Genomic DNA, 22,222 nt, shown 5'->3' with positions numbered 1-22,222 from the left:
TGAGATTATCCCTCGCAAGGGGCGCACGAGAATCCGCAAACGGCTTTAGACATCGTTCACTTCCTCAAGCGCAAACTTGGTCCGAAAGTGATCGAAACTCCGCAGGATAAAGAACAGCGCCGACAGCGGCATAGAGAGCCGGATAGGGGCGTTGACCGCTAGGCGGCATTGATTAGCACCGCTGAACCGTTCTAACAGCCTTTTACGTTTGTCCGCGTAAGTCTTCCTTCGTAAAAGCCGGACAAGAAACGGACCGCGGGGTCCGCGAAAAGAGTGTGGCAAGGCATGTCGATTACCCCTGACCGGTTGACTCATCTGCGGCGGCTGGAAGCCGAGTCGATCCATATCATGCGCGAAGTGGCGGCGGAGTTCAAAAACCCCGTCATGCTCTATTCGATCGGCAAGGATTCGTCGGTCATGCTGCATCTGGCGCTAAAGGCCTTCTATCCGTCGAAGCCACCCTTCCCCCTGATGCACATCGACACGACGTGGAAGTTCCGGGAGATGATCCAGTTCCGCGACGACACGGTCGCGCGTCTCGGTCTGACCCTCCTTAAGCATACCAATCCTGATGGTCTGCGCGACAACGTCAACCCGTTTGACTATGGCAGCTCGGTCTATACCGGCATCATGAAGACCGACGCGCTCAAGCAGGCCCTAACGGCGCATGGCTTCGATGCAGCCTTTGGCGGCGCGCGCCGCGATGAGGAAAAGTCGCGGGCCAAGGAGCGTATCTTCTCCTTCCGCACGCAGAACCACGGCTGGGACCCCAAAAACCAGCGGCCGGAACTGTGGAATCTGTATAATGCCCGCATCAAGCCGGGCGAGTCGATCCGCGTCTTTCCGCTGTCCAACTGGACTGAATTGGACATCTGGCAATACATCCTCGTCGAGAATATCCCCATCGTGCCGCTGTATTTCTCTGCCCCGCGCCTGGTGGTACGGCGCGGCGGTCAGTGGATCATGGTCGATGATGAGCGGCTGCCGCTCGAACCCGGCGAAACCCCCGAAATCCGCAATGTCCGCTTCCGCACGCTTGGCTGTTATCCTCTGACGGCCGCGATCGAGTCCGATGCCAAAACTTTGGAAGAGATTGTCGCCGAAATGCTGGTGGCACGGACCTCTGAGCGATCGGGTCGCCTGATTGACCACGACGAAGCCGGCTCGATGGAAAAGAAGAAGCGTGAGGGCTATTTCTGATGAACGCTCTGGAAAAGATCGATACCGCGGCCTTTACCGACTACCTGGCTGCGCATGAGAAAAAGAGCCTTCTGCGCTTTCTGACCTGCGGCAGCGTCGATGACGGCAAATCGACCCTGATTGGTCGTCTGCTCTACGACACCAAGCTGATCTTTGAAGATCAGTTGGCGGGCCTCGAGAAAGACTCCAAACGCTTTGGCACGGTGGGTGAAGAGATTGATCTGGCGCTGCTGGTCGATGGACTTCAGGCTGAGCGTGAACAAGGCATCACCATCGACGTGGCCTATCGCTTCTTCACGACCGAAAAGCGCAAGTTCATCGTCGCCGACACGCCCGGCCATGAGCAATATACGCGTAACATGGCGACGGGGGCATCCAATTCCGACCTCGCCGTTATCCTCATCGATGCGCGCAAGGGCATATTGACCCAGACCCGCCGGCACTCCTTCATCGTCTCGCTTCTGGGCATCAAGCACGTCGTTCTGGCGGTCAATAAGATCGACCTGATGGACTATTCCAAAGAGGTCTATGAGCAGATCACAGCGGATTATCGCGCCTTTGCCGCCGATTTCGGGTTTGAGACGCTGGTGTCCATCCCACTGTCGGCGCGCTTTGGCGACAACGTGCTGGACCGCAGCGAAAAGCTTGGCTGGTACGACGGCCCGACGCTCGTTGAGCATCTGGAAACCGTTCAGATTAATCGCGATGAGACGCAAAAACCCTTCCGTCTGCCGGTGCAGTGGGTTAACCGCCCTGACCTGAATTTCCGTGGCTTCTCTGGTACCATCGCCTCGGGCACAGTGCGTCCGGGCGATGAGGTGGTTGTGGCCAGTTCCGGCAAGACCTCGCGCGTAAAGGCCATCGTCACCTATGACGGCGAGTTGCCGGAGGCCGGTGCCGACGAAGCCGTTACCCTGACGCTGGAAGACGAAATCGATATTTCGCGCGGCGATACCCTCGCCGCCCCGCAGGCTCGCCCGGAGGTGTGTGAGCAGTTTCAGGCCAGCCTGATCTGGATGAACGAAGACGAGCTGCTGCCCGGCCGACCTTATCTGCTCAAGCTTGGCGCGCGCACGGTCACGGCGACCGTCACCGACATCCGCCACAAGACCGACGTCAATTCGTTTGAGAAGCTGGCAGCAAAGACGCTGAAACTCAATGAAGTCGCCACCGTCAACATCGCTACGCAGTCGCCCATTGCCTTTGATCCGTACGCGGATAATAAGGCTACGGGGGCCTTTATCCTGATTGATCGCATCTCGAACCTGACCCTAGGGGCGGGGTTGATCGACCATGCCCTGCGCCGCGCCAGCAATGTGCACTGGCAGGCGCTGGAGGTCTCGAAAGAGGCGCGCGCGGGCATCAAGCGGCAGAAGCCGGCGGTCCTGTGGTTCACCGGCCTGTCGGGGGCGGGTAAATCGACCATCGCCAATCTGGTTGAAAAGAAACTGCTCAGCCTAGGCTATCACACGACGCTGCTTGATGGCGACAATGTGCGCCACGGACTGAACAAGGATTTGGGCTTCTCGGATGCTGACCGGGTGGAAAACATCCGCCGCGTGGCCGAGGTGTCCAAACTGATGACCGAAGCCGGTCTGATCACGCTCGTCTCCTTCATCTCGCCGTTCCGCGCTGAGCGTCAAATGGCGCGCGAACTCCTCCAGGACGGTGAGTTCGTCGAAATCCACGTCGCTACGCCGCTGGAGGTCGCTGAGGCCCGCGATGTCAAAGGCCTCTACAAGAAGGCGCGCGCCGGTCAGATCCCCAACTTTACCGGTATCGACAGCCCCTATGAGGCGCCGGAAAGCCCGGAAATCGTGGTGGCAAAAAACGGTGAAGCCCCAGAGGCCGAGGCCGAACGTATCTTCCAGTGGCTGTTTGAAAACGGCTATCTGCCGGTGGAGCCGACCTACGTCATCTGACCTCTGCGGCTGACTTGTAATCGCCCGCCGATGGCCCCATGTCTCTGCTCCGAAGGCGGGTTGAAGTGCTGCGCATTATGCACTAGACCGCAACAGTCTCTGGAGTACAGCCATGTCCGAATTGCGCGCCAATTCCGTCGTCGAACTTGCCTCAGCCAAGTTTGGCAATCACCTGCCCATTTCGGTCATTGCCGGGCCGTGCCAACTGGAAAGCCGCGAACACGCCCTGGAAGTGGCGTCGGCCCTGAAGGAGATTTCCGACCGTCTCGGTTTCGGCGTCATCTTCAAGACCTCGTTTGACAAGGCCAACCGCACTTCGGCCAAGGCTGCGCGCGGTATTGGCTTGAAAGACGCGCTACCGATCTTTGCGGAAATCCGTGAAAGCCTTGGTCTCGCTGTCCTCACCGACGTGCACGAGTCGCAACAATGCGCCCCGGTGGCCGAAGCCGTCGATGTGCTGCAAATCCCCGCCTTCCTCTGCCGTCAGACGGACCTGCTGCTGGCGGCCGCGGCGACGGGTCGTGCCATCAATGTCAAGAAGGGGCAGTTCCTCGCCCCCTGGGACATGAAAAATGTGCTCGATAAGATCGTGCTGGGTGGCAACCCGAACGTCCTGCTGTGCGATCGCGGCACCAGCTTTGGTTACAACACGCTCGTGTCGGACTTCCGTGGTCTGCCCATTATGGCCTCGACCGGCGCGCCGGTGATCTTCGATGCCACCCACTCGGTGCAGCAGCCCGGCGGTCTGGGCGGCTCCTCCGGTGGTCAGCGCGAATTCGTGCCCGTTCTGGCGCGTGCGGCCGTAGCAGTCGGTGTCGCCGGCCTGTTCATCGAAACCCATCCGGACCCGGATAATGCGCCCTCTGACGGCCCGAATATGGTGCCGCTGGCGTCATTTGAAGGCCTGATGCGCGACCTGATGGCGATTGATCAGGTGGCCAAGGCCATCACGGCGCGGGACTCTGCCCACTAAGATGAAGCCGGTCATCCTCATTCCGGCGCGCATGGCCTCGACCCGACTGCCCAATAAGCCTTTGGCCGACCTCAATGGCGAGCCAATGATCGTCGCCGTGTGGCGGCGCGCCATGGAGGCCGATCTGGCCCCTGTCTGGGTCGCCACCGACACGCCCGAGATCGCTGAGGCCATTCGTGCTGTCGGCGGCAACGCCGTGATGACCAAGCCCGACCACCCGTCGGGCTCCGATCGCATCTATGAGGCCATCACCAATATCGACCCGGATCGCGCCTATGACATTCTGCTCAATGTGCAGGGTGACCTGCCCACCGTGGCTCCGGAGACCATCCGTGCGGTGTTCGAACCGCTGAAAGACGCCGAAGTGGATATCGCCACGCCGGTGGCTGAAATTCATACCGAAGCCGAACGCACCGCCTCATCGGTGGTCAAGATGGTCGGGACGCCGATTGCGCCCGGACGTTTCCGTGCCCTCTACTTTACACGCGCTACCGCGCCGTGGGGTGAGGGGCCCCTCTATCACCATATCGGCCTTTACGGCTGGCGACGTTCGGCTTTGGAGCGTTTCGTGACGCTGGCCCCGTCGCCGCTGGAACAGCGCGAAAAGCTGGAGCAGTTGCGCGCGCTTGAACACGGTATGCGCATCGACGCCGTTGAAGTGGCCGAAGTGCCACTGGGGGTCGATACGCTGGCTGATCTGGAAGAGGCGCGCCGTCGCCTCAGTGGGAAATAGTCATGGTTCTTGAAACCGCCCTTGAGGCCACCTCTGCCCTTCAGGCTGCACAGCAGACCGTCGAGATCGAAACCGCCGGCCTGAGCGCCCTGCGCGAGGCGCTGGACGGGGAGTTGGGGCGGCGTTTTGAGGCGGCTATCGACGCCATACTGAAGGCGCAGGCTCACGGCGGGCGCATCATTGTCACTGGCATGGGCAAGTCCGGTCATATTGGGCGCAAAATTGCCGCCTCTCTGGCATCGACCGGGGCACTGTCGCACTTTGTGCATCCGGCTGAGGCCAGCCACGGCGATCTTGGCATGGTCGGTAGTAATGACGTGGTGCTGGCCCTGTCGTGGTCGGGCGAAGCGCCGGAGCTGGCGGACATCATCGCCTATACGCGCCGTTTCGAGGTGCCGCTGATTGCGATTACATCAGGCGCCAAAAGCGCGCTGGGTTCCGCAGCCGATATTGCTCTGGTCCTGCCGAAGATGGCCGAGGCCTGCCCCAACGGGCTGGCGCCGACGACCTCCACGACCATGCAACTGGCCATGGGTGACTGCATCACCGTGGCGCTCCTGTCGCTGCGCAAGTTCACGGCGCAGGATTTCCGGCAGTATCATCCCGGCGGCAAGCTGGGCTCGCGCCTGCTCAAGGTGCGCGATCTGATGCATAGCGGCGACGCCATGCCGCTGGTCGGCGAGGAGACCCCTCTGTCTCAGGCGATTGTCGAGATGTCGTCGAAACGCTACGGCATGACTGGCGTCGTCGATACAGACGGCCGCCTGACTGGCATCGTCACCGATGGCGACTTGCGCCGTGCCTTCAGTGAGGGCTTTACCGACCGGGCCGTGTCAGAGATGATGACAAAAGCCCCGCGCGTAACGACACCGGACACGCTGGCCTCACAGCTTCTGGCAGAAATGAACGCCCGCAGCATTACAGGCATATTCGCGGTCGAAGACGCCCGCCCCGTCGGCGTCATTCACCTGCATGAAATCCTGCGGGCGGGCGTGGCTTAAAACAGGCCCTCGCGCTGCCACGGAACATGCAAGCGTGCAATGGCCTCGCGGCCACGTTTCCCAAGAGCACGTCGCGCGTTCGCGTTTTCGAAAAGGTGTTTCAGTGCACCTGCCGCGGCAGCGACATCTGGCTCCGCCCACTGCGCGTCAGGGCCGTTGTAGCGCACGTTGGCTGGTATCAGATGGTACGGCACCAGCTTTGCCGTATTCGCATCCATAAACTCCATATTCCCTGACCAACCGGTTGCTATCACGGGGACACCTGCGGCCATGGCCTCTGCGAGAGGGAGCCCGAAACCCTCACCCCGGTGCAAGGAGATCAGCACGTCTGCATTGGCGATCAGTTGCTCTGTGGCTTCGATATCCAAGGTTTCGCATTGGAAAACGATATCGGACCGGTTGCCAGCCTGACTCAGCAACGCCTTAAATGTCGCGTGTGTCTCTGCCGCTTCATAGGTCTTGATGATCAGCTGCGCACTGGTCGGATCGGGGAAAGCCAGTTGCCAGGCGCGTACAACGGCAGCCGGGTTCTTGCGTTCGAGATCGCTTCGGGGATCGAACAGGGTCAAAACACGCACAAAATGATGCGCGCCAGGAGAGACGCTTTTAATCGGCACGGGATGCGGCATAACCCTCAGTTTATCCCCCAGATCCGTTTGACCCGCGCGCTCGAACGCTCGTTGAAACGCGTCTCTGGCGAAGGCGCTGGGCACCCAGATTTCGTGAAACCATTGTGCTATTGCCACCCAGTCCGCTGGCGCGAGATCACTCTCCCATACCCAGTAAGCGATGCGGTACATGTGAGCCCATTGATCCGGATCACGGGCAAACAGAGCTATCTTTGCTTCCGGCGGATTGCCATGGATGATCCATATCGGAGCGTCTTCCGCAAAGGGCTCCGGCTTTCGTGTCAACAGTCTGCGATGCAAGGGGCGTAAATCGTCTCGTAGGACGGTGTATCCGGCATTTTCGAGCGCTAGGGCGGTCAGTTGTCCAGCCCTGCCTATACCCAAAGGCTCGGATAAAAAACCACTTAGCCAGAGGGCGTCAGCAGAAGGGCGCGCGCGCATCTGTGTTGCAGGCCAACGCGTCGAAGTGGCTTGCCATCGCAAAGCAAACAAACGCCGATGAACGGTGCCGAGCAGTTCTTTCAGAAGGACGACCATATCAAATCATATCGGGCTCCGATAATCTCAGCAAACGAATTGGCGCAAAAAGTCCTTGCGACTAATCTCAGCAATCGCCATTACTCTGGCCGCTCTCACGGCTGGATTACCTCATGCCCTAGAATTTTAAGCTCAATCGGCCAGATAAACGCTTGCTTTCCATCTCCCTGAGTTTCTATTTATTCATGGAACTTTCTTTATCCTGCAACCCGGAGTTTAATTAGAGATTTTAGTTTTAATGGGCTCGCGTATTGAGAAAAAGTACAGCCAGTTAACGATATTTTTTTTTTGATGGCGGTTCGGATAAACTAACTCTTCGGGGGGCGGATCATAAACCTTTCAATGGTTTGGCAAATAACAACGTCTGGTTTTCTTGCCGCTACAGTCTGCTCTATCATGTCCGCTGTCCATACGATCTGAAATTCGGTGAACCAACGCGCAAACCACCAGCTAAGTTGGTGGGGAAAATCACCAGCGTCAAAGAATGAGTTTCCAAAAGCGATGACTTTCTTTTTAATCGGGGCGCTCGGATTATGCCACGTAATCCCGGTCCCCACCTTGCTTTTCGCTGTCACTCGCTCTGTGATGCTTAATTGTCTCGCCGCATCGTCCAGTTCCGGTGAAATGGGATCAGATGCCAGTTGGAAAATCTGAATACCTCCAAAATGGTCAGCAAGATCGCTTCGCTGCGGGCGAGGCGTTGTGAATTCAACCTTTGGTGACTTAAGACCTAGCCGTCGCATCATCTCGGAAAACATGACGAAACTTCCAAAAGCAGTCATATGATTGTTGGCTGTCGGATATGAAAGCAATCGTGTTTTATCGTCGAAAAGCTTTACGGCATTTATGTAATCTGCATCTTTCTCAAATGCCGCATTTACTGCTTTAAATATTGTCGATCCGCCATACGTGTCAAATGGAGCAAACTCTGGGAGTATTGTTGCCTTTTCAGGAATGACCAATTGCAAAAACTGAAATTTATGCCGCCTTGATAAGTTTTTCCGATTGTTTATAGTCCGTTTCCATAAATCTGCATAATCAGATGCAATCTCTTCCGGCATGGTAAGCTGCATCGCGTGGTTATTTGTTCCTTCATAAACAAATATATAGCCGTTTCTTCCTACGGCTAAAACACGATCACGCGATGAATATCCAACTGGCAATGTCAAACTTGTAAGCTCAACATTGGCACGATGGGCCATAAAGTCAGAGCTTATTATTAGTCCGCTGTTCTTTTCACTGACAGGCTTTGACCAATACTCAATTTCAATCATTAAAATTGTATATTGACGCGCACCTTTCCCTTGATACTGCGGGTTCTGTGATGCGTGGGCTGATCCCAAAAACAGAATTGGAGCGCTGATTTGATATGTGAGATTAATCTCTATTGCGCCGCCGTTTTGTTGCTTGACGTTAGCCTTTACGTTCTCAGATGACGAAAATTCCAGCGTAGAGGTGTTCAAAAAGAGAAGATGCTCCGCGTTCACCTTTCCAACATAAAGAAGAGACCCGGCGTCGGGATCAGCTTCAACAACGATTCTAACGGTGACTTCTGTATCGGTAGGCACTGCCAGCGGCACCTGCATCAAGTGCCAATCGTGACCGCTCCCCTCCCAAAACTCGACACCTCTGTATGCCGACCGCGCTTCGCCCTGATGCGGGGTGTGTAGGATAGATAAGATGTCATAACCGATCAGCGTTTGTTTCACTGTAGCAAGCTCCTTCTATCAAGCCTTATTTGCATAACAACGGGCCAGATCGCAAGCGTCCGCCGTTGTTGTCACTGGCAAAACAAGCATTCTGGCAGTCTCCCACACTCCCATTCCGGGCAGTTTTTAACCATAGGCCTGTTCGAAGTAAGGCGCTGGCCACAACAAAAAAATATTGGTTCATTGGCCAATCCGCATATGGAAGACTAGTCTACGCATCGTTCACGTTCTGACGACACTTCAAAAAGACAAGATGCACAATCCGGAGATGCATGGTGCAGACCCAACTCCAGCTTTTTCACCTGAAAAAGAACACTGGCGGGATTCGGGTCTAGGGCAAAAAAAGAGGTTGTAAATCGTCTTGTGCGTGCCATAAGTTTTCTGCGCATCCGGCAACATCAGGCTTTTTTGCCTCAAAAATGATGTTGAAAGCCCATCCGCAGATAAAGACAGCATCGAAACACCATGCGATTTCGGGACCGAATGGCTCAATCCGGTGACTAATACCCGCGCTCAAGAGAAACAAAGCTCTCATAGCGGGGTTCTATACATAAGTAAAAATCACCGATTAAGTTGGCTAAATAACTTAACCGGTCCGAAAAACAAATCCAGTGTGATTTCTTGGCGCGTCAGGATAACGTCAAACACTTGCGCAGATACTTACCATAGTCACTCTTGCCGAGCGTAATCGACAGGCTCTCAAGCTGAGCGTCGTCAATGAAGCCCTTGCGCCAGGCGATTTCTTCCGGGCAGGCAATCTTGAAGCCCTGACGCTTTTCGAGCACGCGCACAAATTCGGCGGCGTCGAGCAGGCTGTCCGGCGTACCGGTGTCGAGCCACGCATAGCCGCGGCCGATGGCCTGCACGCTCAGTTCGCCGCGCTCCAGATAAACACGGTTGACGTCGGTGATTTCGTATTCGCCGCGCGCGGAGGGCTTGAGGTTCGCCGCGATATCAACGACTTGATGATCGTAGAAATAAAGGCCGGTAATCGCCCAGTTCGAGCGCGGGCGGATCGGCTTTTCTTCAACCGACAGAGCCTTGAAGTTCTCATCGAACTCAACGACGCCATAGCGCTCAGGGTCTGAGACTTGGTAGGCAAAGACGCTGGCGCCCGATTGGATCTTGGCGGCATCTTCGAGGAAGAGGGGCAGGGACGGCCCGTAATAAATGTTGTCACCCAGGATCAGGCAAGACGGTTCCGAACCGACAAACTCCGCCCCGATGATGTAGGCCTGAGCCAGACCATCCGGCGAAGGCTGTTCTTTGAATTCGAGGTTGATGCCCCACTGGCTGCCGTCACCCAGCAACTTTTTAAACAGCGGCAGATCGTGCGGCGTCGAAATAATCAGAATGTCCCTGATACCAGCCATCATCAGGGTGGACAGCGGATAATAGATCATCGGCTTGTCATAGACCGGCATCATCTGCTTGGAGACACCAATCGTCATGGGATGGAGGCGCGTACCGCTGCCGCCGGCGAGAATAATACCCTTCATATCAATATACCTCGTTTGCCGACTTACCCGTCAGGGCGGTCAGGCATTCATCTAATGATTTTTCCCACGGGTCTAAACGTAACCCGAAAAATGTATTTAACTTTTCACCGCTAAGTCGCGAATTGGCAGGCCGTTTGGCCGGTGTCGGATAGGCCTCCGTCGGGATTGGATTGACCTTGACTGGCTTGCCGCCGCGCTCCACCGAGCCGGCAAAAATACGTTCGGCAAAGCCGGCCCAGGTTGTTTCCCCCTGCCCCGTCAGGTGGAACACACCCCTCAGAGCGGGATCTGGGTCAGCCACCACACGCTGCGCCACCGCGATCAGGGCGCGGGCGATCTCCGGCGCATAGGTCGGGCAGCCGCGCTGATCAGCAACGACATTCAGCTCGTCACGGGTTTCGCCCAGCCGCAGCATGGTTTTGACGAAGTTATTGCCATAGGGCGAATAAACCCACGCCGTGCGCAAAATGACGTGATTGGACGTTGCCGCCGCGATTTGTGTTTCCCCAGACAGCTTCGTCAGGCCATAGACGCTGACCGGAGCCGGAGTATCCGTCTCGTCATAGACGCCCGTCTTGTCACCCGCGAAGACATAGTCCGTCGAGAGATGCAGGATCGGCACGTTCAGCTCAGCCGCCAGTTTCGCCAGAGCACCTGGACCATCGCCATTAATGGCCTGAGCCAGTTCGGTTTCACTCTCCGCCTTATCAACCGCTGTGTAGGCGGCCGAAGAGATGATGACGTCAGGGTTTGCCGCACGCACCGGACCGGCGAGGGTGTCGGGCTTAGACAGGTCGATATCGGGCAGACCGATGCGGATCACTTCGATCCCCATCTGCTCTCCCAATGCTTTAAGAGAGGTATCAACCTGACCTTCGGTGCCTGTGACAAGGATGCGCATGGCTCAGGCCTTCAAAACGCCGAGACGCTCACCGGTGTATTCGCCGCGCAGCGGACCCCACCAATGCTCGTTCTCCAGATACCACTCAACCGTTTTGCGGATGCCGGTGTCGAAGTTCTCGCGCGCCTTCCAGCCCAACTCGTTTTCCAGCTTCGTGGCGTCGATCGCGTAGCGATGGTCGTGACCCGGTCGGTCGGTGACAAAGGTGATCAGATTCGAATGCGGGGCGTTCTGCGGACGCAGTTCGTCGAGGATTGCGCAGATGCGGTTGACGACGTCGATATTCTTGCGCTCGTTGCGGCCACCGACATTGTAGGTTTCCCCCAGACGGCCGGTCGAGCAGATCAGGTGCAGGGCACGTGCGTGATCTTCGACATACAACCAGTCACGGATATTGGAGCCGTCACCATAAACCGTCAGCGGTTTGCCTTGCATCGCATTGATGATGTTAAGCGGAATGAGCTTTTCCGGGAAGTGGTAAGGACCATAGTTGTTCGAGCAGTTCGATACGACGACCGGCATACCGTAGGTGCGGTGCCAGGCCTTGGCCAGGTGGTCCGAAGCGGCCTTCGACGCCGAATAAGGCGACGACGGATCATAGGGCGTGGTTTCTTCAAAAAGGCCGGTTTCGCCCAGCGAGCCATAGACCTCATCGGTCGAGACGTGCAGGAAGCGGAAAGCCGCCTTTGCGTCACCCGTCAGAGAATTCCAGTAATGACGCGCGCCTTCCAGCATTGAGAAGGTGCCCATCACATTGGTTTCAACGAAATCCTTCGCTCCGGTGATCGAGCGATCCACGTGGCTTTCGGCGGCCAGATGCATGATGTGGTCAGGCTTGAAGTCAGCAATCGTCTGCGCAACCTTGGCATAATCGCAGATGTCCGCCTGAACGAAGCTGTAATTATTGGCACCTTCGATCGGCGCCAGCGAGGCCAGATTGCCGGCATAGGTCAGCTTATCGAGATTAAGAACGGTCGCTCCTACCTCAGAAACCAGGTAACGAACCAGTGCTGAACCAATGAAACCAGCTCCGCCTGTGACAAGAATGCGCATCTATAATCCTTGAAATGAATCGCGTTGTGAAAGAGAAAAATATTTATCGTAGGTCGTGAAGCTGAGGTTGCAATTTGTCTTTATCGGACAATATCGCAGTTGCCAAATCAATCGGCCAGTTGATTCCAATTTCGGGGTCGTCAAAGGCCAGTCCCGCGTCATGCTCACGCGAATACGTATTGGTCACTTTATAGAAAACCTCGGTATCGGGCTCAAGCGTGCAAAACCCATGCGCGAACCCTTCGGGAACCCACAACTGCTCCGCCCCAGCCGCCGAAAGGGTAACCCCAACCCATTGACCGAATGTGTGCGAGTCGTGCCTTATATCAACCGCGACGTCGAAAATTGCACCTTTTAGGCAGCGCACGAGTTTGCCCTGACCGAACGGAGTCTTTTGATAATGAAGGCCGCGTATAGTACCTACCTGTGCTGACATCGATTGGTTATCTTGGACGAATGTGACATCCGCGATGTGCTCGCGAAACCAAGCGTCCTTATATGTCTCCATAAAATAGCCGCGCGCATCGCCAATCTTTGTCGGCGTGATTATAGCTGGACCAGCTACATCGAAAGTCGCAAACTTCATAAAAATATACCCGCAAAATGTTCAACTCATGACGGGGGCTGCGACCACAGGAGGCAACTGGCACCGGCAGGCTTCGTTTATAAATTCGACTTCATGCCTTGACAGCGATCAGAGATCAAGAGGCTTCCTTTGATTGTCGTGTTGGTGTAGTGCTCCTATCGATTTTTTTTCAATGAATCCGGGAGCCGTATCCTTTGCTCGGGCAATTTATCCAGTGGCTGGACCAGAAGATCTTTCTCAGAAAATCGTCCAGACAACCCTTGCCATGGTCAATGGGTAACGCTGAAACCGAAAAGAGAGCGCAATGGCTGCGCGCAGGCAATGCCACCGCGCTGGCCGGAGATTTAGTGACGACGCTGAAATGGGCCCAAAAAATGGGTGCGCGCGAAGGCCTCAAGCTTCTTTTCGATCTGCGCGCCCTGCGGCACTCTAATTTTGATAGTGACTTCTATCTCCGCCAGAATCCTTTCGACAGCAGTGAACCGGAAGATCCGATCCGACATTTTGCAATGCACGGCGTGAAAAACCAACTGGACCCAGAACCTTTTTTCGATACTGCTTTCTATCTCGCTGCGCATGCAGATGTGGCGCAGGCTGGGATCAACCCATATGTCCACTTTCTTTCCCATGGCTACATCGAGGGCCGACGTTTCGAGCCGTCCAATTTCGGTAGTGGAAGGCCAGAAGGTTTTCTGCGAGTAGATGACTGGCGAACGGTCAATTGGCCCCGCCGCGACGGCGCTACTCGGGAGGGCGGGCATCTTGCTTACGATCAGCGACCCGATGATGCGGTGATAGACGAGATACGGGCTGCGAAGGAGTTTGCGGCAGCGACGCGAATATTTGAAAGCCAGCCAGATATGGACGCCGCCGTTCGCATTCTCAATCAAATGGATCGGGACTTGTCCGCGCCGGTCGTCAGCATAGTTATCCCGGTCTATGGTCAGGTCGCCTATACTCTTAACTGCCTTCACGCGCTGCTGTCGCATCGGTCTCGCTATGCTTTCGAGATAATCGTTGGCGATGACGCGTCGCCTGACAGTACCGAGGCCATACTCTGCAGCATAAAAGGTATCCGCTACGTGCGGCATCGGGTGAATGTCGGTTTTCTGCACAACTGTAACATAACGGTCGGCGAAGCACGCGGGGACTATGTAGTTCTCCTCAACAACGACACACGGGTTGTCAGCGGGTGGCTTGATGCGTTGATCGAGGGGCTTGAAACCTTACCGAACGCCGGACTGGTCGGTTCCAAGATTTATTTTCCAGATGCCAGCCTTCAGGAGGCCGGGGGTATCGTCTGGAAAGACGGGTCGGCTTGGAATTACGGACGCAATGATGACCCCAATCGGCCCCGGTACAGTCATGCCCGTCGTGTGGACTATGTGTCGGGGTGTTCGATTGCTTTGCGCCGAGATATTTGGGAGTCGCTTGGCGGCTTTGATCCGTTGTTCGCGCCGGCCTATTACGAAGACACGGATATGGCGTTCCGTATTAGGGAACGTGGACAACAGGTGTGGATGACGCCCCTGTCCAGGGTTATACACTATGAGGGGGTCACGTCGGGAACGGACACAGGAGTGGGTGTTAAGGCCTACCAAGTCGAGAACCAGAAAAAATTCCTTGAACGATGGGCGCCGGTTCTCGCCGGCCACAGGGAAAACGGTGTTGAGCCGTGGCTAGAGCGCAACCGGCCTCTTAAAAAAGTGGTCCTAATGCTCGACTCCGTTACGCCTACCCCGGACCAAGATGCAGGATCGGCAGCGACAGTCGCGCTTATGAAAGCGTATCTCAGCCTTGGTTACCACGTCATCTTTTTACCAGAGGACAACTTCCTGTACGACGGCGACCGGACCGCGGCGCTTCAAGCCATGGGTGTCGAGTGCTTATATGCCCCTTACGAATCGTCTATGGGGGAAATTCTGGGCCGCTTTGCCCCATATATCTCCGTGTTGCAACTCATTCGCCCGGCACCGGCGGGACGGGCCTTGTCTATACTGCAAACACAAAATATCGACGCACGGGTTCTTTATCTAAACGCGGATTTGCACTATCTGCGCCTCGAACGTCAGTCCATCGTGGAAAACAATCCGGAGCTTCTGGCCGATGCCGTGTATATGAAGCGACTGGAGATGGATATCGTTCAGGGCGTCGACGGCACGTTCGTCCATTCCAGCGTCGAAAAAGACCTCCTAATCGACTACGACCCCTCGGTTCGTGTGTCGGTGCTGCCTCTTGTGTCTGCCATAGCCGGGGCATCGGCGCCTGCCTATGCGCGCTCTGATATCGTTTTTATCGGTAGTTTCGGCCACCCGCCTAACCTAGATGCGGCCTTGTGGATGATCCGGCACATCTGGCCGGGCATTGCCGCAGCCTGTCCAGGGGCCAGGCTGGTTATCATCGGGAACAACCCACCAGAGGAGCTTAAAGCCTTGCAGTCAGAGCGCGTAGTCATCGCTGGTTACGTTAAAGATCTTACGGCAAGGCTTGAGCAAGCGCGCGTTTTCGTGGCACCGCTTCGCTACGGTGCTGGGGCGAAAGGCAAGATTGTCACCGCCATGGCGCATGGGCTGCCGGTGGTAGGGACGCCTGTTGCCATTGAAGGGATGCCGTCCGATATCAAGGCATTTGGCCGGGAAGCGGATTCAGCTGCGACTATTGCGAAAGCCGTTATTGAACTGTATGGCCTTGACGATATGGCATGGCGTGAACTTTCGGATGCTGCCATCCGTCTCGTCGGAGAGTATCACAGTGCCGAGGCCATGGCCCGAGTGCTTTCCAATATGCTTGAGCAAATCTGTACGGAGGCCGCCGAAAGCCAAGACTTTGCCGATGCATCTCTGGAAAACGCACCAAATACGCTGTTGCCAAGTGGCTGAAGATATTGTCCTGTCGCTTAAGTTCGGCGTTCAACCCGTCGGATTGGCCTTGATGGATGGTTGTCATTTTTTTATTTGTTGATTTTTTTAATTAATTTCACGAGCAGCGCTGCTGTTTAGTACGGGGTGGTGAACTCGCCACAGGGGCGGGTCTTCAGATTTAGTTGGTAGGTTTTATGGTTCTTCACACAAGAAATATCACGATCAGTGACACGGAGATGACCTGCATTTTCCCGGGATTGGTCGTGTCTCAGTCCTTTGGGCCAACCTTGCCGCGGTTTACAGGGGACTGGGGGCCGGAGTATGCCGTCTACACTCAAAAGTGTATTTTCATGCGGCTGGTGAGCGGAGATCTGAGGGCGCTGTGGATTCTCGATCATGAACTTAATGTGGTGGTCCCGCACCTCGACCCGGCTGATCCAGACGTCATAAGAAACCTTTATCTTGGCGAAGGTCCGTCATTAAGTGACGCCGAGGCGGCCGAGGTTGACGAGCAGGCTCTGAAAGACCTGGTTGATTTGGGCGACTTGCTTGGTCGCCACAGTCCATGTTTCCAACCGGGCTATCCGCACCTGTCCTTTCAAACTTTCGACGCGCCGCAGACCGAGCGACAGGCGCGCATTATGTCGTTCATTCGGCGCCTCAAGGCGGATGCGTACGCGGTGGGAGAGGGATATTGTTTCCCACAGTTCATTACCTATGAGCAGTACGAAAAAGGTTCCATAGAGGCTGACAACGATGAGGGAGACACTATTTCTTGGCGCTTCTTCTTTATGGTCAATAATTTCGACTTCTTAGGTTACAATGATCATCCCGAGTGGTCGAGCCTGGTACTTTTAGTTTCTAGCCATGAGAAACACATTGTTGGAGTTCTAGACACAGTTGAAGGTGTTACTTACGAATTTGAGCCGCGCAGTCGAGATATATTCCCTCGGGCTTTAACACTAACCTGCTTTTTGAAAAGCGCGATATCGAAAAGACTAAATGATGGTCCAACAAGCGATAGGGCGCATTGCTTCCGCGAATACCATATTGGGCATTATATTTGGAATGAATTATCGACACTCGGTATATGCTTGAAGCCTGGGCGCAGGCTGTCGGTCTTCGTACATTACCTCTGTGACGAGCCCTTGTACCCGGTCGATGAAGTGTTCCCCGAATTGGCGAGCCAAGTCTTTCGTAACGTCACCGATTTCGAACTGGTCCGAGCCGCGTTTATCGAAAAGCACAATTTTTTCCCTTACAGCACTTTCAAGATAACGACCGCATTTCGAGAACGGGTTCTGAAAATCGCCGAAAGGAAAAGTGCGGCTCTGGATGCCGAAATTGCTGCACGAAAGGATGAGGGGCGCAAGGTCGTCCTTATCGGTCTCCGCCTCGAAAACCGCATGTGGCCTGAACAGTTTAACGGCTACAAGGCGCTGATACGAGCGTTGATTGCCGATGGAGGTAGCTACCACATCATTTTTGATGGACATAATTACATTGGCAACGACAGCACCGCTTTGATGAACAGTCATATGGAAACTGTTATAAAAGGAGAGAAGTCTATTGCCGAAATCGAGAAAGAGAAAGTGGAAAAATTTCTTGCATGGTATAGGTCTGAACTGAGTTCTCTAAAAAGAAGAGGCGTGCTTAGTGTTGCGGATTCACCCCCTGTAACGATTGAATCTATCGTGCCTTGCCCTGTTAGCGACAGTATCATTGCTGCTTTGCGTTGCGACTATTTTATCACTCATTGGGGCGCGGGACTGGCCAAATATAAATGGTTAGCTAATGGAAGGGGAGGTGTATTCTCTAGTCGCAGTGTTATTAATTACAAATACGATGTCCGGATTTATGACACTGAACTATATTTGGAAGATGCATTAGCCCTAGATTTTATGCCATCTGAAAAGGCTCAAATTTTGCCGTCGAATGACGCTTCTTTGCTGAGATTTGAGGGTGCAGACCGTGAAAATTTTACAATTAAACCGAAAGATTTTGCCGACTGGGCAGTCGAGAGAATAAAAAGTATTGCATAAATCGAACCGTGAATTATTCGACGTGCAGACTCTAGAGCGCTTTCCGAAAAGTGTGCCCCACTTTTCGCATGAAAGGGCGCGTTAAACGAAAAATTCAGAGCGCTAATTCCAATAAAAATAAACGACATACGCTCTAGTTTCTGTCGTGTAAATTTGAGAACAGGGGTGCGCATATGGCGGCGCGTATTGCGGTCATCGGGGGTGGTTGGTACGGCTGTCACGTGGCCACCAGTCTTATGGCGCTCGGCTTCGAGGTGAAGCTTTTCGAGCAGCACGGTCGTCTGCTTCATGAAGCATCCGGTAACAACCAGTTCCGACTCCATCTTGGCTTTCACTACGCCCGTCACCACGGCACGCGCATCCAGTCGCGTGACGGTTTCAGCCGCTTCATGGAACGTTATTCCGGCCTTAGTCGTGAAGTCGAGGAAAACATCTACGCGGTCCCGCGCGAAGACAGCCTGATCGATTGGCAGACTTACAAGCTGATCATGACGTCAACGGGCCTTAACTATCGAGAGGTAAGCGCGACGGCGGGCGGCCTCAAAAATATGGATGGAGTAATGATGGTGGACGAACGCGTCCTTCTCGTGGAACGTGCTCGCAATTACTTCAAAACTCTCCTCGGCGACAGCCTCCACCTGAAGACGCGTGTCCAGAAGATTGTCGATCACGGTAAGCACGTCGAGGTGGATGGCGAGATTTTCGATTTTTTGGTGGAGGCTACATGGGGGCACCATAAAAGGTTGCCTATTAACTTGTTCTACGAACCAACCATATTACTGTATTACGAAGCCGGAGTGAATCTGCCAGCAATTACGTTAGTCGATGGGCCTCTTTGCTCGATCTATCCGACCGAAGACCCTAATATCTATACTCTGTCCAGCGTCCCTCACACGCCGCTAGGGACTTGCCAGACTCCGCAGGAAGCTCGTAGCTTAAGGGATGCAGTGAATGTTGATGTGGTGAGAGGCAAGGTTGATTCTATGGAGATGCAGATCACTAGATACCTCCCAGAATTTAGGGATACATACCGTTTCATAGGTCCGCAATTGTCGATCAAAACGAAGCCTGTAGGAAAGTTTGACGACCGCAGCTGCGGTGTATATCGTGAAAATCGGATCTTCAAGGTTATGTCGGGTAAGATCGACACCATTTTCGTTGCCTCCGACCGCATTCTCAATTTTATCCAGTCTTTCTCCAACAATCAGGTCGAAGACGATTTTTCTTCACTGAAACAGAAAACGCTCAATCTCAAGGTCTAAAAATGCGTGAGGCTCTGATAGGCTATACAGGCTTCGTCGGAGGAAACTTGCTGATGCAAAAGCCGTTCAGCGACCTTTATGCCTCCGCGAATATCGCGAATATCCGCGGGCAAAAGTTCGATCGTCTTGTCTGCGCTGGCGTTTCGGCCGTTAAGTGGTGGGCAAACGAAAATCCGGCAGAGGATTTGGCGAAGATCGACGACCTGATCTCACATTTGTCGTATGTCGAATCTGACGCGTTTACGTTGATTTCGACGATCGATGTATTTAAGAATCCCTGCGGGGCTACTGAAGATCGCGTTCCAGACAAGGCTGGTTTGAATGCGTACGGCACTAACCGTCTTTATTTTGAAAGTTTCGTCCGTACTCGCTTTCCCCACGCGAGTATTGTGCGTCTGCCGGCTTTGTTCGGTGACAATCTACGGAAGAACGCATTATACGATCTCATCAACAGGCATCGGACGATCAATATAAACCCGAGAAGTGCATTTCAATGGTACCCGCTTGAGCGCCTAGCGCGCGACCTCGATATAGTGGAAAAGCAGAACTTGCAGTTGGTGCATTTCGCGACCGAACCGGTGACGATGAAGGCCCTTATCGAGCGTTTTTTTCCCGATGCCGAGGTGGCGCCAGAGACCGCAGGAGCGCCTGTTTACGACTTTCGTACGAAGTATGCCGGCGTCTTTGGGGCGGAGGTGCCATACATCCTTAGGCAGGAGGAGATATTTGCTGCTATGGCACGCATGATTGCCAAGGTGTCGGCGGGTGCATTGTGAGGCTTGGAGTCAGCAATCTTGCTTGGGGCCCCGCGCTGGAATTTGAAGCGTTTGACTTGTTGGCGGACTATAACGTGGCGGGTGTGGAGGTCGCGCCTTCGCGTCTGGCCGCGTGGGATTGCCTTACTGCGGAAAGACTGGACGAGTACAGGTTTAAGTGCAATTCAAGCGGTTTGGAAATATGCTCCCTACAGGCCATTCTCTTCAATCAGCCGCAGGCTCAGTTGCTTGCAGGTGACCATGGGTTTCAGGCCCTATGTCAACAGATGGAGCGTATCGGTAGCGTGGCTCAGGCCCTAGGTGCCAAAATCGCAGTTTTTGGCGCGCCTGGCAATCGCAAGCGCGGTGATTTAAGCCTTGAAGCGGCGACCGCCTTAGGTCTATCGCGTATGCGTCTGCTGGGTGATATCGCTGAGTCTCACGGATACATTATCGGGATCGAGCCGGTGCCAACGTATTATAACTGTGATTTCCTAGACCGGATAGACGAGCTTTCGAACTTCGTTGCAGAATGTAATCATCCATTTATCGCCACGCACTTCGATATCGCCTGCATAACTCTCGGCGGAGACAACCCGGTGGAAAAACTGAATGAAGCGCCTTTCGTCCATTTTCATGCTTCCGAGCCGAACCTCGGCAGCTTTGAAGCGCCGATATGTGATCATCCTGCGGTAGCCCGGAGGTTACGGCAATCTGGATATGATGGCTGGGTGGTAATCGAAATGCGACAGGTCGGCGATGATCTGAAAGCCCTTGAAGAAGCCCTGAAATACGTTTCGAAAACATACGGATTTGCGCCTAACGAGTTGCCTAATTAAGTGACTGGTTTTTTTTGATTTTTAAGTTCGTCGTGCGACAGGAGATTGCATGCCGACACAAAGTAAGTTACATAGTATCGCGATTTTTTTGCGGTGCAGCAAGATAAGGTCCAATAAATGAGTTCAGATTTTAACAAGGCCGGGAAGGACTTGAGAAACGGTCTCAAGCTTTACAAGGTATGGTTTCACCAAGCCTACCACGGCATCTCCTCAAAGTATAAAAACACCGCTCTCGGATCGTTGTGGATTGCGGGTAGCATGGTGGCGACCTCTCTTTCGCTGTCCCTAGTCTTTGGACTCATCATGGGTCAGAATCTGCATGAGGTTCTGCCGCGAATCATGGCCGGGATCTTGGTCTACGGACTCGTGGGGTATGTGCTGGGCGAAGCAGTCGAAATATTCCTCGGCGCGGCGGGCACAATCAAAAATCACGCCTATCCATTCACTTTTTACGTATTCGAAAACGTCACCCGTTCAGTGCTTATCTTCCTCCACAACTTGATTGTGTTTTTCTTTGCCCTCGTGTGTGTCCAGAACTTTAAGGTTCCGCATTGGTCGGTTTTGCTGGGGCTGCCAATCGTTATCGTCACCATTCTATCTTGGGGATGCGTCATGGGTATGCTTGCAGCGCGGTTTCGCGATCTGCGCTTCCTGATGCCTTACATTTCGCAGCTCGTTTTTTTCGTCACGCCCATTTTCTGGTATCCTGCGGGAAAAGTGGAAGGATGGCGGAAGGTAATAATTGATTACAATCCATTTTTTGGTCTCGTTGAGGTTATACGAGACCCCTTGCTTGGGAATGCGCCCCCCATGCATCTCTGGGTTCTGGCCCTTGTAACGATGATTTCGGGTCTCCTCGTCAGCGCTCTCGTGTTTCCCCCGCTGAGACGCCGTATTCCTTTCTGGGTATAGGTGAATAATGTCTATTGTTTCTCTGAATTCCGTTTCGCTTGCTTACCCGATATACTCGATCCGTGCCGCTTCGTTGCGAAACACGCTTGCCAATATGGCTATAGGAGGGAAGCTGCTGCGTGACGGTCAAGATGTGATCCACGTAAAAGCACTTGATTCGATCACGTTCTCCTTGGAGGAAGGTGATCGATTGGGTGTCATGGGACACAATGGTGCCGGTAAGACGACTCTCTTGAAGGTTCTAGCTGGCGTTTACGAACCTGATCGAGGCCTTGTAGATGTCAAGGGGCGGATTTCGTCAATGATCGATATTGGGCTTGGGCTGGACAGTTCGCTGACCGGGCGCGACAACATTATGAACATGGGTCGTATGCGAGGACACAGCACGAAGGAAATACTTTCGAGAATGCCAGAAATGGTCGAATTTTCCGAACTGGGTAGTTATGTGGACTTGCCAGTAAAGGCATATAGCGCTGGCATGCAGGCAAGGCTTGTATTTGCCGTGGCAACATCATTAGAACCCGATGTGCTTTTGCTGGACGAATGGATCGGTGCTGGCGATGCGTCCTTCCAGGATCGCGCAATCCAACGTATGAATCAGATACTGGAGAAGTCGCGTGTTATGGTGGTAGGGACCCATAATGCTGATTTGGTGCAAAACGTTTGTAACAAGCTGCTGATCCTTGACAGCGGAAGCCAATCCTATTTTGGACCGGTCGACGGTTGGGACTTCTCCACAATGACGCCGAAAACGAAAAAACAGGAGTGACAACGGGCTTTTTACCCTTCACTAATTGTGCATCTTTTT

At 54.2% G+C, this 22,222-nt stretch carries 18 protein-coding genes; 12 read left to right on the top strand and 6 right to left on the bottom strand.

Going from position 1 to position 22,222, the window contains the following annotated elements; all coding sequences use genetic code 11:
• Positions 1-285: 285 nt before the first annotated feature.
• From cysD to Q0072_RS07380, 5 genes are all read left to right on the top strand, one after another.
• On the top strand, positions 286-1,200 hold the full coding sequence (gene cysD, locus Q0072_RS07400) for a sulfate adenylyltransferase subunit CysD (protein ID WP_298327872.1): 915 nt from the start codon (positions 286-288) through the stop codon (positions 1,198-1,200).
• Complete coding sequence (gene cysN, locus Q0072_RS07395) at positions 1,200-3,122, top strand: sulfate adenylyltransferase subunit CysN (protein WP_298327869.1); 1,923 nt, start codon at positions 1,200-1,202, stop codon at positions 3,120-3,122. Before cysD ends, cysN begins: the two co-directional genes overlap by 1 nt.
• Positions 3,123-3,234: 112 nt before the next feature.
• Positions 3,235-4,095, top strand: a complete 861-nt coding sequence (gene kdsA / locus Q0072_RS07390) for a 3-deoxy-8-phosphooctulonate synthase (protein WP_298327866.1) — start codon at positions 3,235-3,237, stop codon at positions 4,093-4,095.
• A 1-nt stretch (position 4,096) separates the two neighbouring features.
• The gene (locus Q0072_RS07385) at positions 4,097-4,828 is read left to right on the top strand and encodes a 3-deoxy-manno-octulosonate cytidylyltransferase (RefSeq protein ID WP_298327863.1); all 732 of its coding nucleotides are present in this window, start codon (positions 4,097-4,099) and stop codon (positions 4,826-4,828) included.
• 2 nt (positions 4,829-4,830) lie between these two features.
• On the top strand, positions 4,831-5,829 hold the full coding sequence (locus Q0072_RS07380) for a KpsF/GutQ family sugar-phosphate isomerase (RefSeq protein ID WP_298327861.1): 999 nt from the start codon (positions 4,831-4,833) through the stop codon (positions 5,827-5,829).
• On the opposite strand, the gene Q0072_RS07375 is transcribed toward Q0072_RS07380, so the two are convergent.
• From Q0072_RS07375 to rfbC, 6 genes are all read right to left on the bottom strand, one after another.
• The gene (locus Q0072_RS07375) at positions 5,826-6,995 is read right to left on the bottom strand and encodes a glycosyltransferase family 4 protein (RefSeq protein WP_298327858.1); all 1,170 of its coding nucleotides are present in this window, start codon (positions 6,993-6,995) and stop codon (positions 5,826-5,828) included. The two genes, Q0072_RS07380 and Q0072_RS07375, sit on opposite strands and share 4 nt — an antisense overlap.
• 308 nt (positions 6,996-7,303) lie before the next feature.
• Positions 7,304-8,704 (bottom strand): hypothetical protein, encoded by a 1,401-nt coding sequence (locus Q0072_RS07370; RefSeq protein WP_298327856.1) that lies wholly within the window; start codon positions 8,702-8,704, stop codon positions 7,304-7,306.
• A gap of 629 nt (positions 8,705-9,333) precedes the next feature.
• Positions 9,334-10,203 carry a glucose-1-phosphate thymidylyltransferase RfbA gene (gene rfbA, locus Q0072_RS07365; protein WP_298327853.1) on the bottom strand — a complete coding sequence of 290 codons (870 nt, stop codon included), beginning with the start codon at positions 10,201-10,203 and terminating at the stop codon, positions 9,334-9,336.
• Between the two features lies 1 nt (position 10,204).
• Positions 10,205-11,104: a dTDP-4-dehydrorhamnose reductase gene (gene rfbD / locus Q0072_RS07360; protein WP_298327851.1), complete on the bottom strand. Its 900-nt coding sequence runs from the start codon at positions 11,102-11,104 to the stop codon at positions 10,205-10,207.
• A gap of 3 nt (positions 11,105-11,107) precedes the next feature.
• Positions 11,108-12,157, bottom strand: a complete 1,050-nt coding sequence (gene rfbB / locus Q0072_RS07355) for a dTDP-glucose 4,6-dehydratase (protein ID WP_298327849.1) — start codon at positions 12,155-12,157, stop codon at positions 11,108-11,110.
• 43 nt (positions 12,158-12,200) lie between these two features.
• Positions 12,201-12,743, bottom strand: coding sequence for a dTDP-4-dehydrorhamnose 3,5-epimerase (gene rfbC, locus Q0072_RS07350; RefSeq protein ID WP_298327847.1), 543 nt, complete (start codon positions 12,741-12,743; stop codon positions 12,201-12,203).
• A 194-nt stretch (positions 12,744-12,937) separates the two neighbouring features.
• Between rfbC and Q0072_RS07345 the strand changes: the two genes are divergently transcribed.
• The 7 genes from Q0072_RS07345 (at position 12,938) to Q0072_RS07315 (ending at position 22,183) form a co-directional block, all read left to right on the top strand.
• The gene (locus Q0072_RS07345; protein WP_298327842.1) at positions 12,938-15,622 is read left to right on the top strand and encodes a glycosyltransferase; all 2,685 of its coding nucleotides are present in this window, start codon (positions 12,938-12,940) and stop codon (positions 15,620-15,622) included.
• 245 nt (positions 15,623-15,867) lie between these two features.
• A complete protein-coding gene (locus Q0072_RS07340) occupies positions 15,868-17,646 on the top strand; it encodes a hypothetical protein (protein ID WP_298327840.1) in 1,779 nt (592 codons plus the stop codon).
• Between the two features lie 173 nt (positions 17,647-17,819).
• Complete coding sequence (locus Q0072_RS07335) at positions 17,820-18,908, top strand: FAD-dependent oxidoreductase (protein WP_298327836.1); 1,089 nt, start codon at positions 17,820-17,822, stop codon at positions 18,906-18,908.
• A 2-nt stretch (positions 18,909-18,910) separates the two neighbouring features.
• Positions 18,911-19,684 carry a pyridine nucleotide transhydrogenase gene (locus tag Q0072_RS07330; RefSeq protein ID WP_298327833.1) on the top strand — a complete coding sequence of 258 codons (774 nt, stop codon included), beginning with the start codon at positions 18,911-18,913 and terminating at the stop codon, positions 19,682-19,684.
• A 56-nt stretch (positions 19,685-19,740) separates the two neighbouring features.
• Positions 19,741-20,502, top strand: a complete 762-nt coding sequence (locus Q0072_RS07325; RefSeq protein ID WP_298327830.1) for a sugar phosphate isomerase/epimerase — start codon at positions 19,741-19,743, stop codon at positions 20,500-20,502.
• Between the two features lie 117 nt (positions 20,503-20,619).
• Complete coding sequence (locus tag Q0072_RS07320; protein ID WP_298327828.1) at positions 20,620-21,414, top strand: ABC transporter permease; 795 nt, start codon at positions 20,620-20,622, stop codon at positions 21,412-21,414.
• 7 nt (positions 21,415-21,421) lie between these two features.
• Positions 21,422-22,183: an ABC transporter ATP-binding protein gene (locus Q0072_RS07315; protein ID WP_298327825.1), complete on the top strand. Its 762-nt coding sequence runs from the start codon at positions 21,422-21,424 to the stop codon at positions 22,181-22,183.
• The last annotated feature ends 39 nt before the right edge of the window (positions 22,184-22,222 follow it).

The organism is Asticcacaulis sp. (assembly GCF_027484505.1).
In the GTDB taxonomy this organism is placed as follows: Bacteria; Pseudomonadota; Alphaproteobacteria; order Caulobacterales; family Caulobacteraceae; genus Asticcacaulis.
Note: the sequence above shows the minus strand (reverse complement) of the source record. Positions and strands in the feature narration are given on the sequence as shown.

What these genes read in the sequence shown, in the direction of transcription:
- cysD (WP_298327872.1), top strand. Translation starts at nt 286, where the DNA reads ATGTCGATTACCCCTGACCGGTTGACTCATCTGCGGCGGCTGGAAGCC.
- cysN (WP_298327869.1), top strand. Translation starts at nt 1,200, where the DNA reads ATGAACGCTCTGGAAAAGATCGATACCGCGGCCTTTACCGACTACCTG.
- kdsA (WP_298327866.1), top strand. Translation starts at nt 3,235, where the DNA reads ATGTCCGAATTGCGCGCCAATTCCGTCGTCGAACTTGCCTCAGCCAAG.
- Q0072_RS07385 (WP_298327863.1), top strand. Translation starts at nt 4,097, where the DNA reads ATGAAGCCGGTCATCCTCATTCCGGCGCGCATGGCCTCGACCCGACTG.
- Q0072_RS07380 (WP_298327861.1), top strand. Translation starts at nt 4,831, where the DNA reads ATGGTTCTTGAAACCGCCCTTGAGGCCACCTCTGCCCTTCAGGCTGCA.
- Q0072_RS07375 (WP_298327858.1), bottom strand. Translation starts at nt 6,995, where the DNA reads ATGGTCGTCCTTCTGAAAGAACTGCTCGGCACCGTTCATCGGCGTTTG.
- rfbA (WP_298327853.1), bottom strand. Translation starts at nt 10,203, where the DNA reads ATGAAGGGTATTATTCTCGCCGGCGGCAGCGGTACGCGCCTCCATCCC.
- rfbD (WP_298327851.1), bottom strand. Translation starts at nt 11,104, where the DNA reads ATGCGCATCCTTGTCACAGGCACCGAAGGTCAGGTTGATACCTCTCTT.
- rfbB (WP_298327849.1), bottom strand. Translation starts at nt 12,157, where the DNA reads ATGCGCATTCTTGTCACAGGCGGAGCTGGTTTCATTGGTTCAGCACTG.
- rfbC (WP_298327847.1), bottom strand. Translation starts at nt 12,743, where the DNA reads ATGAAGTTTGCGACTTTCGATGTAGCTGGTCCAGCTATAATCACGCCG.
- Q0072_RS07335 (WP_298327836.1), top strand. Translation starts at nt 17,820, where the DNA reads ATGGCGGCGCGTATTGCGGTCATCGGGGGTGGTTGGTACGGCTGTCAC.
- Q0072_RS07330 (WP_298327833.1), top strand. Translation starts at nt 18,911, where the DNA reads ATGCGTGAGGCTCTGATAGGCTATACAGGCTTCGTCGGAGGAAACTTG.
- Q0072_RS07320 (WP_298327828.1), top strand. Translation starts at nt 20,620, where the DNA reads ATGAGTTCAGATTTTAACAAGGCCGGGAAGGACTTGAGAAACGGTCTC.
- Q0072_RS07315 (WP_298327825.1), top strand. Translation starts at nt 21,422, where the DNA reads ATGTCTATTGTTTCTCTGAATTCCGTTTCGCTTGCTTACCCGATATAC.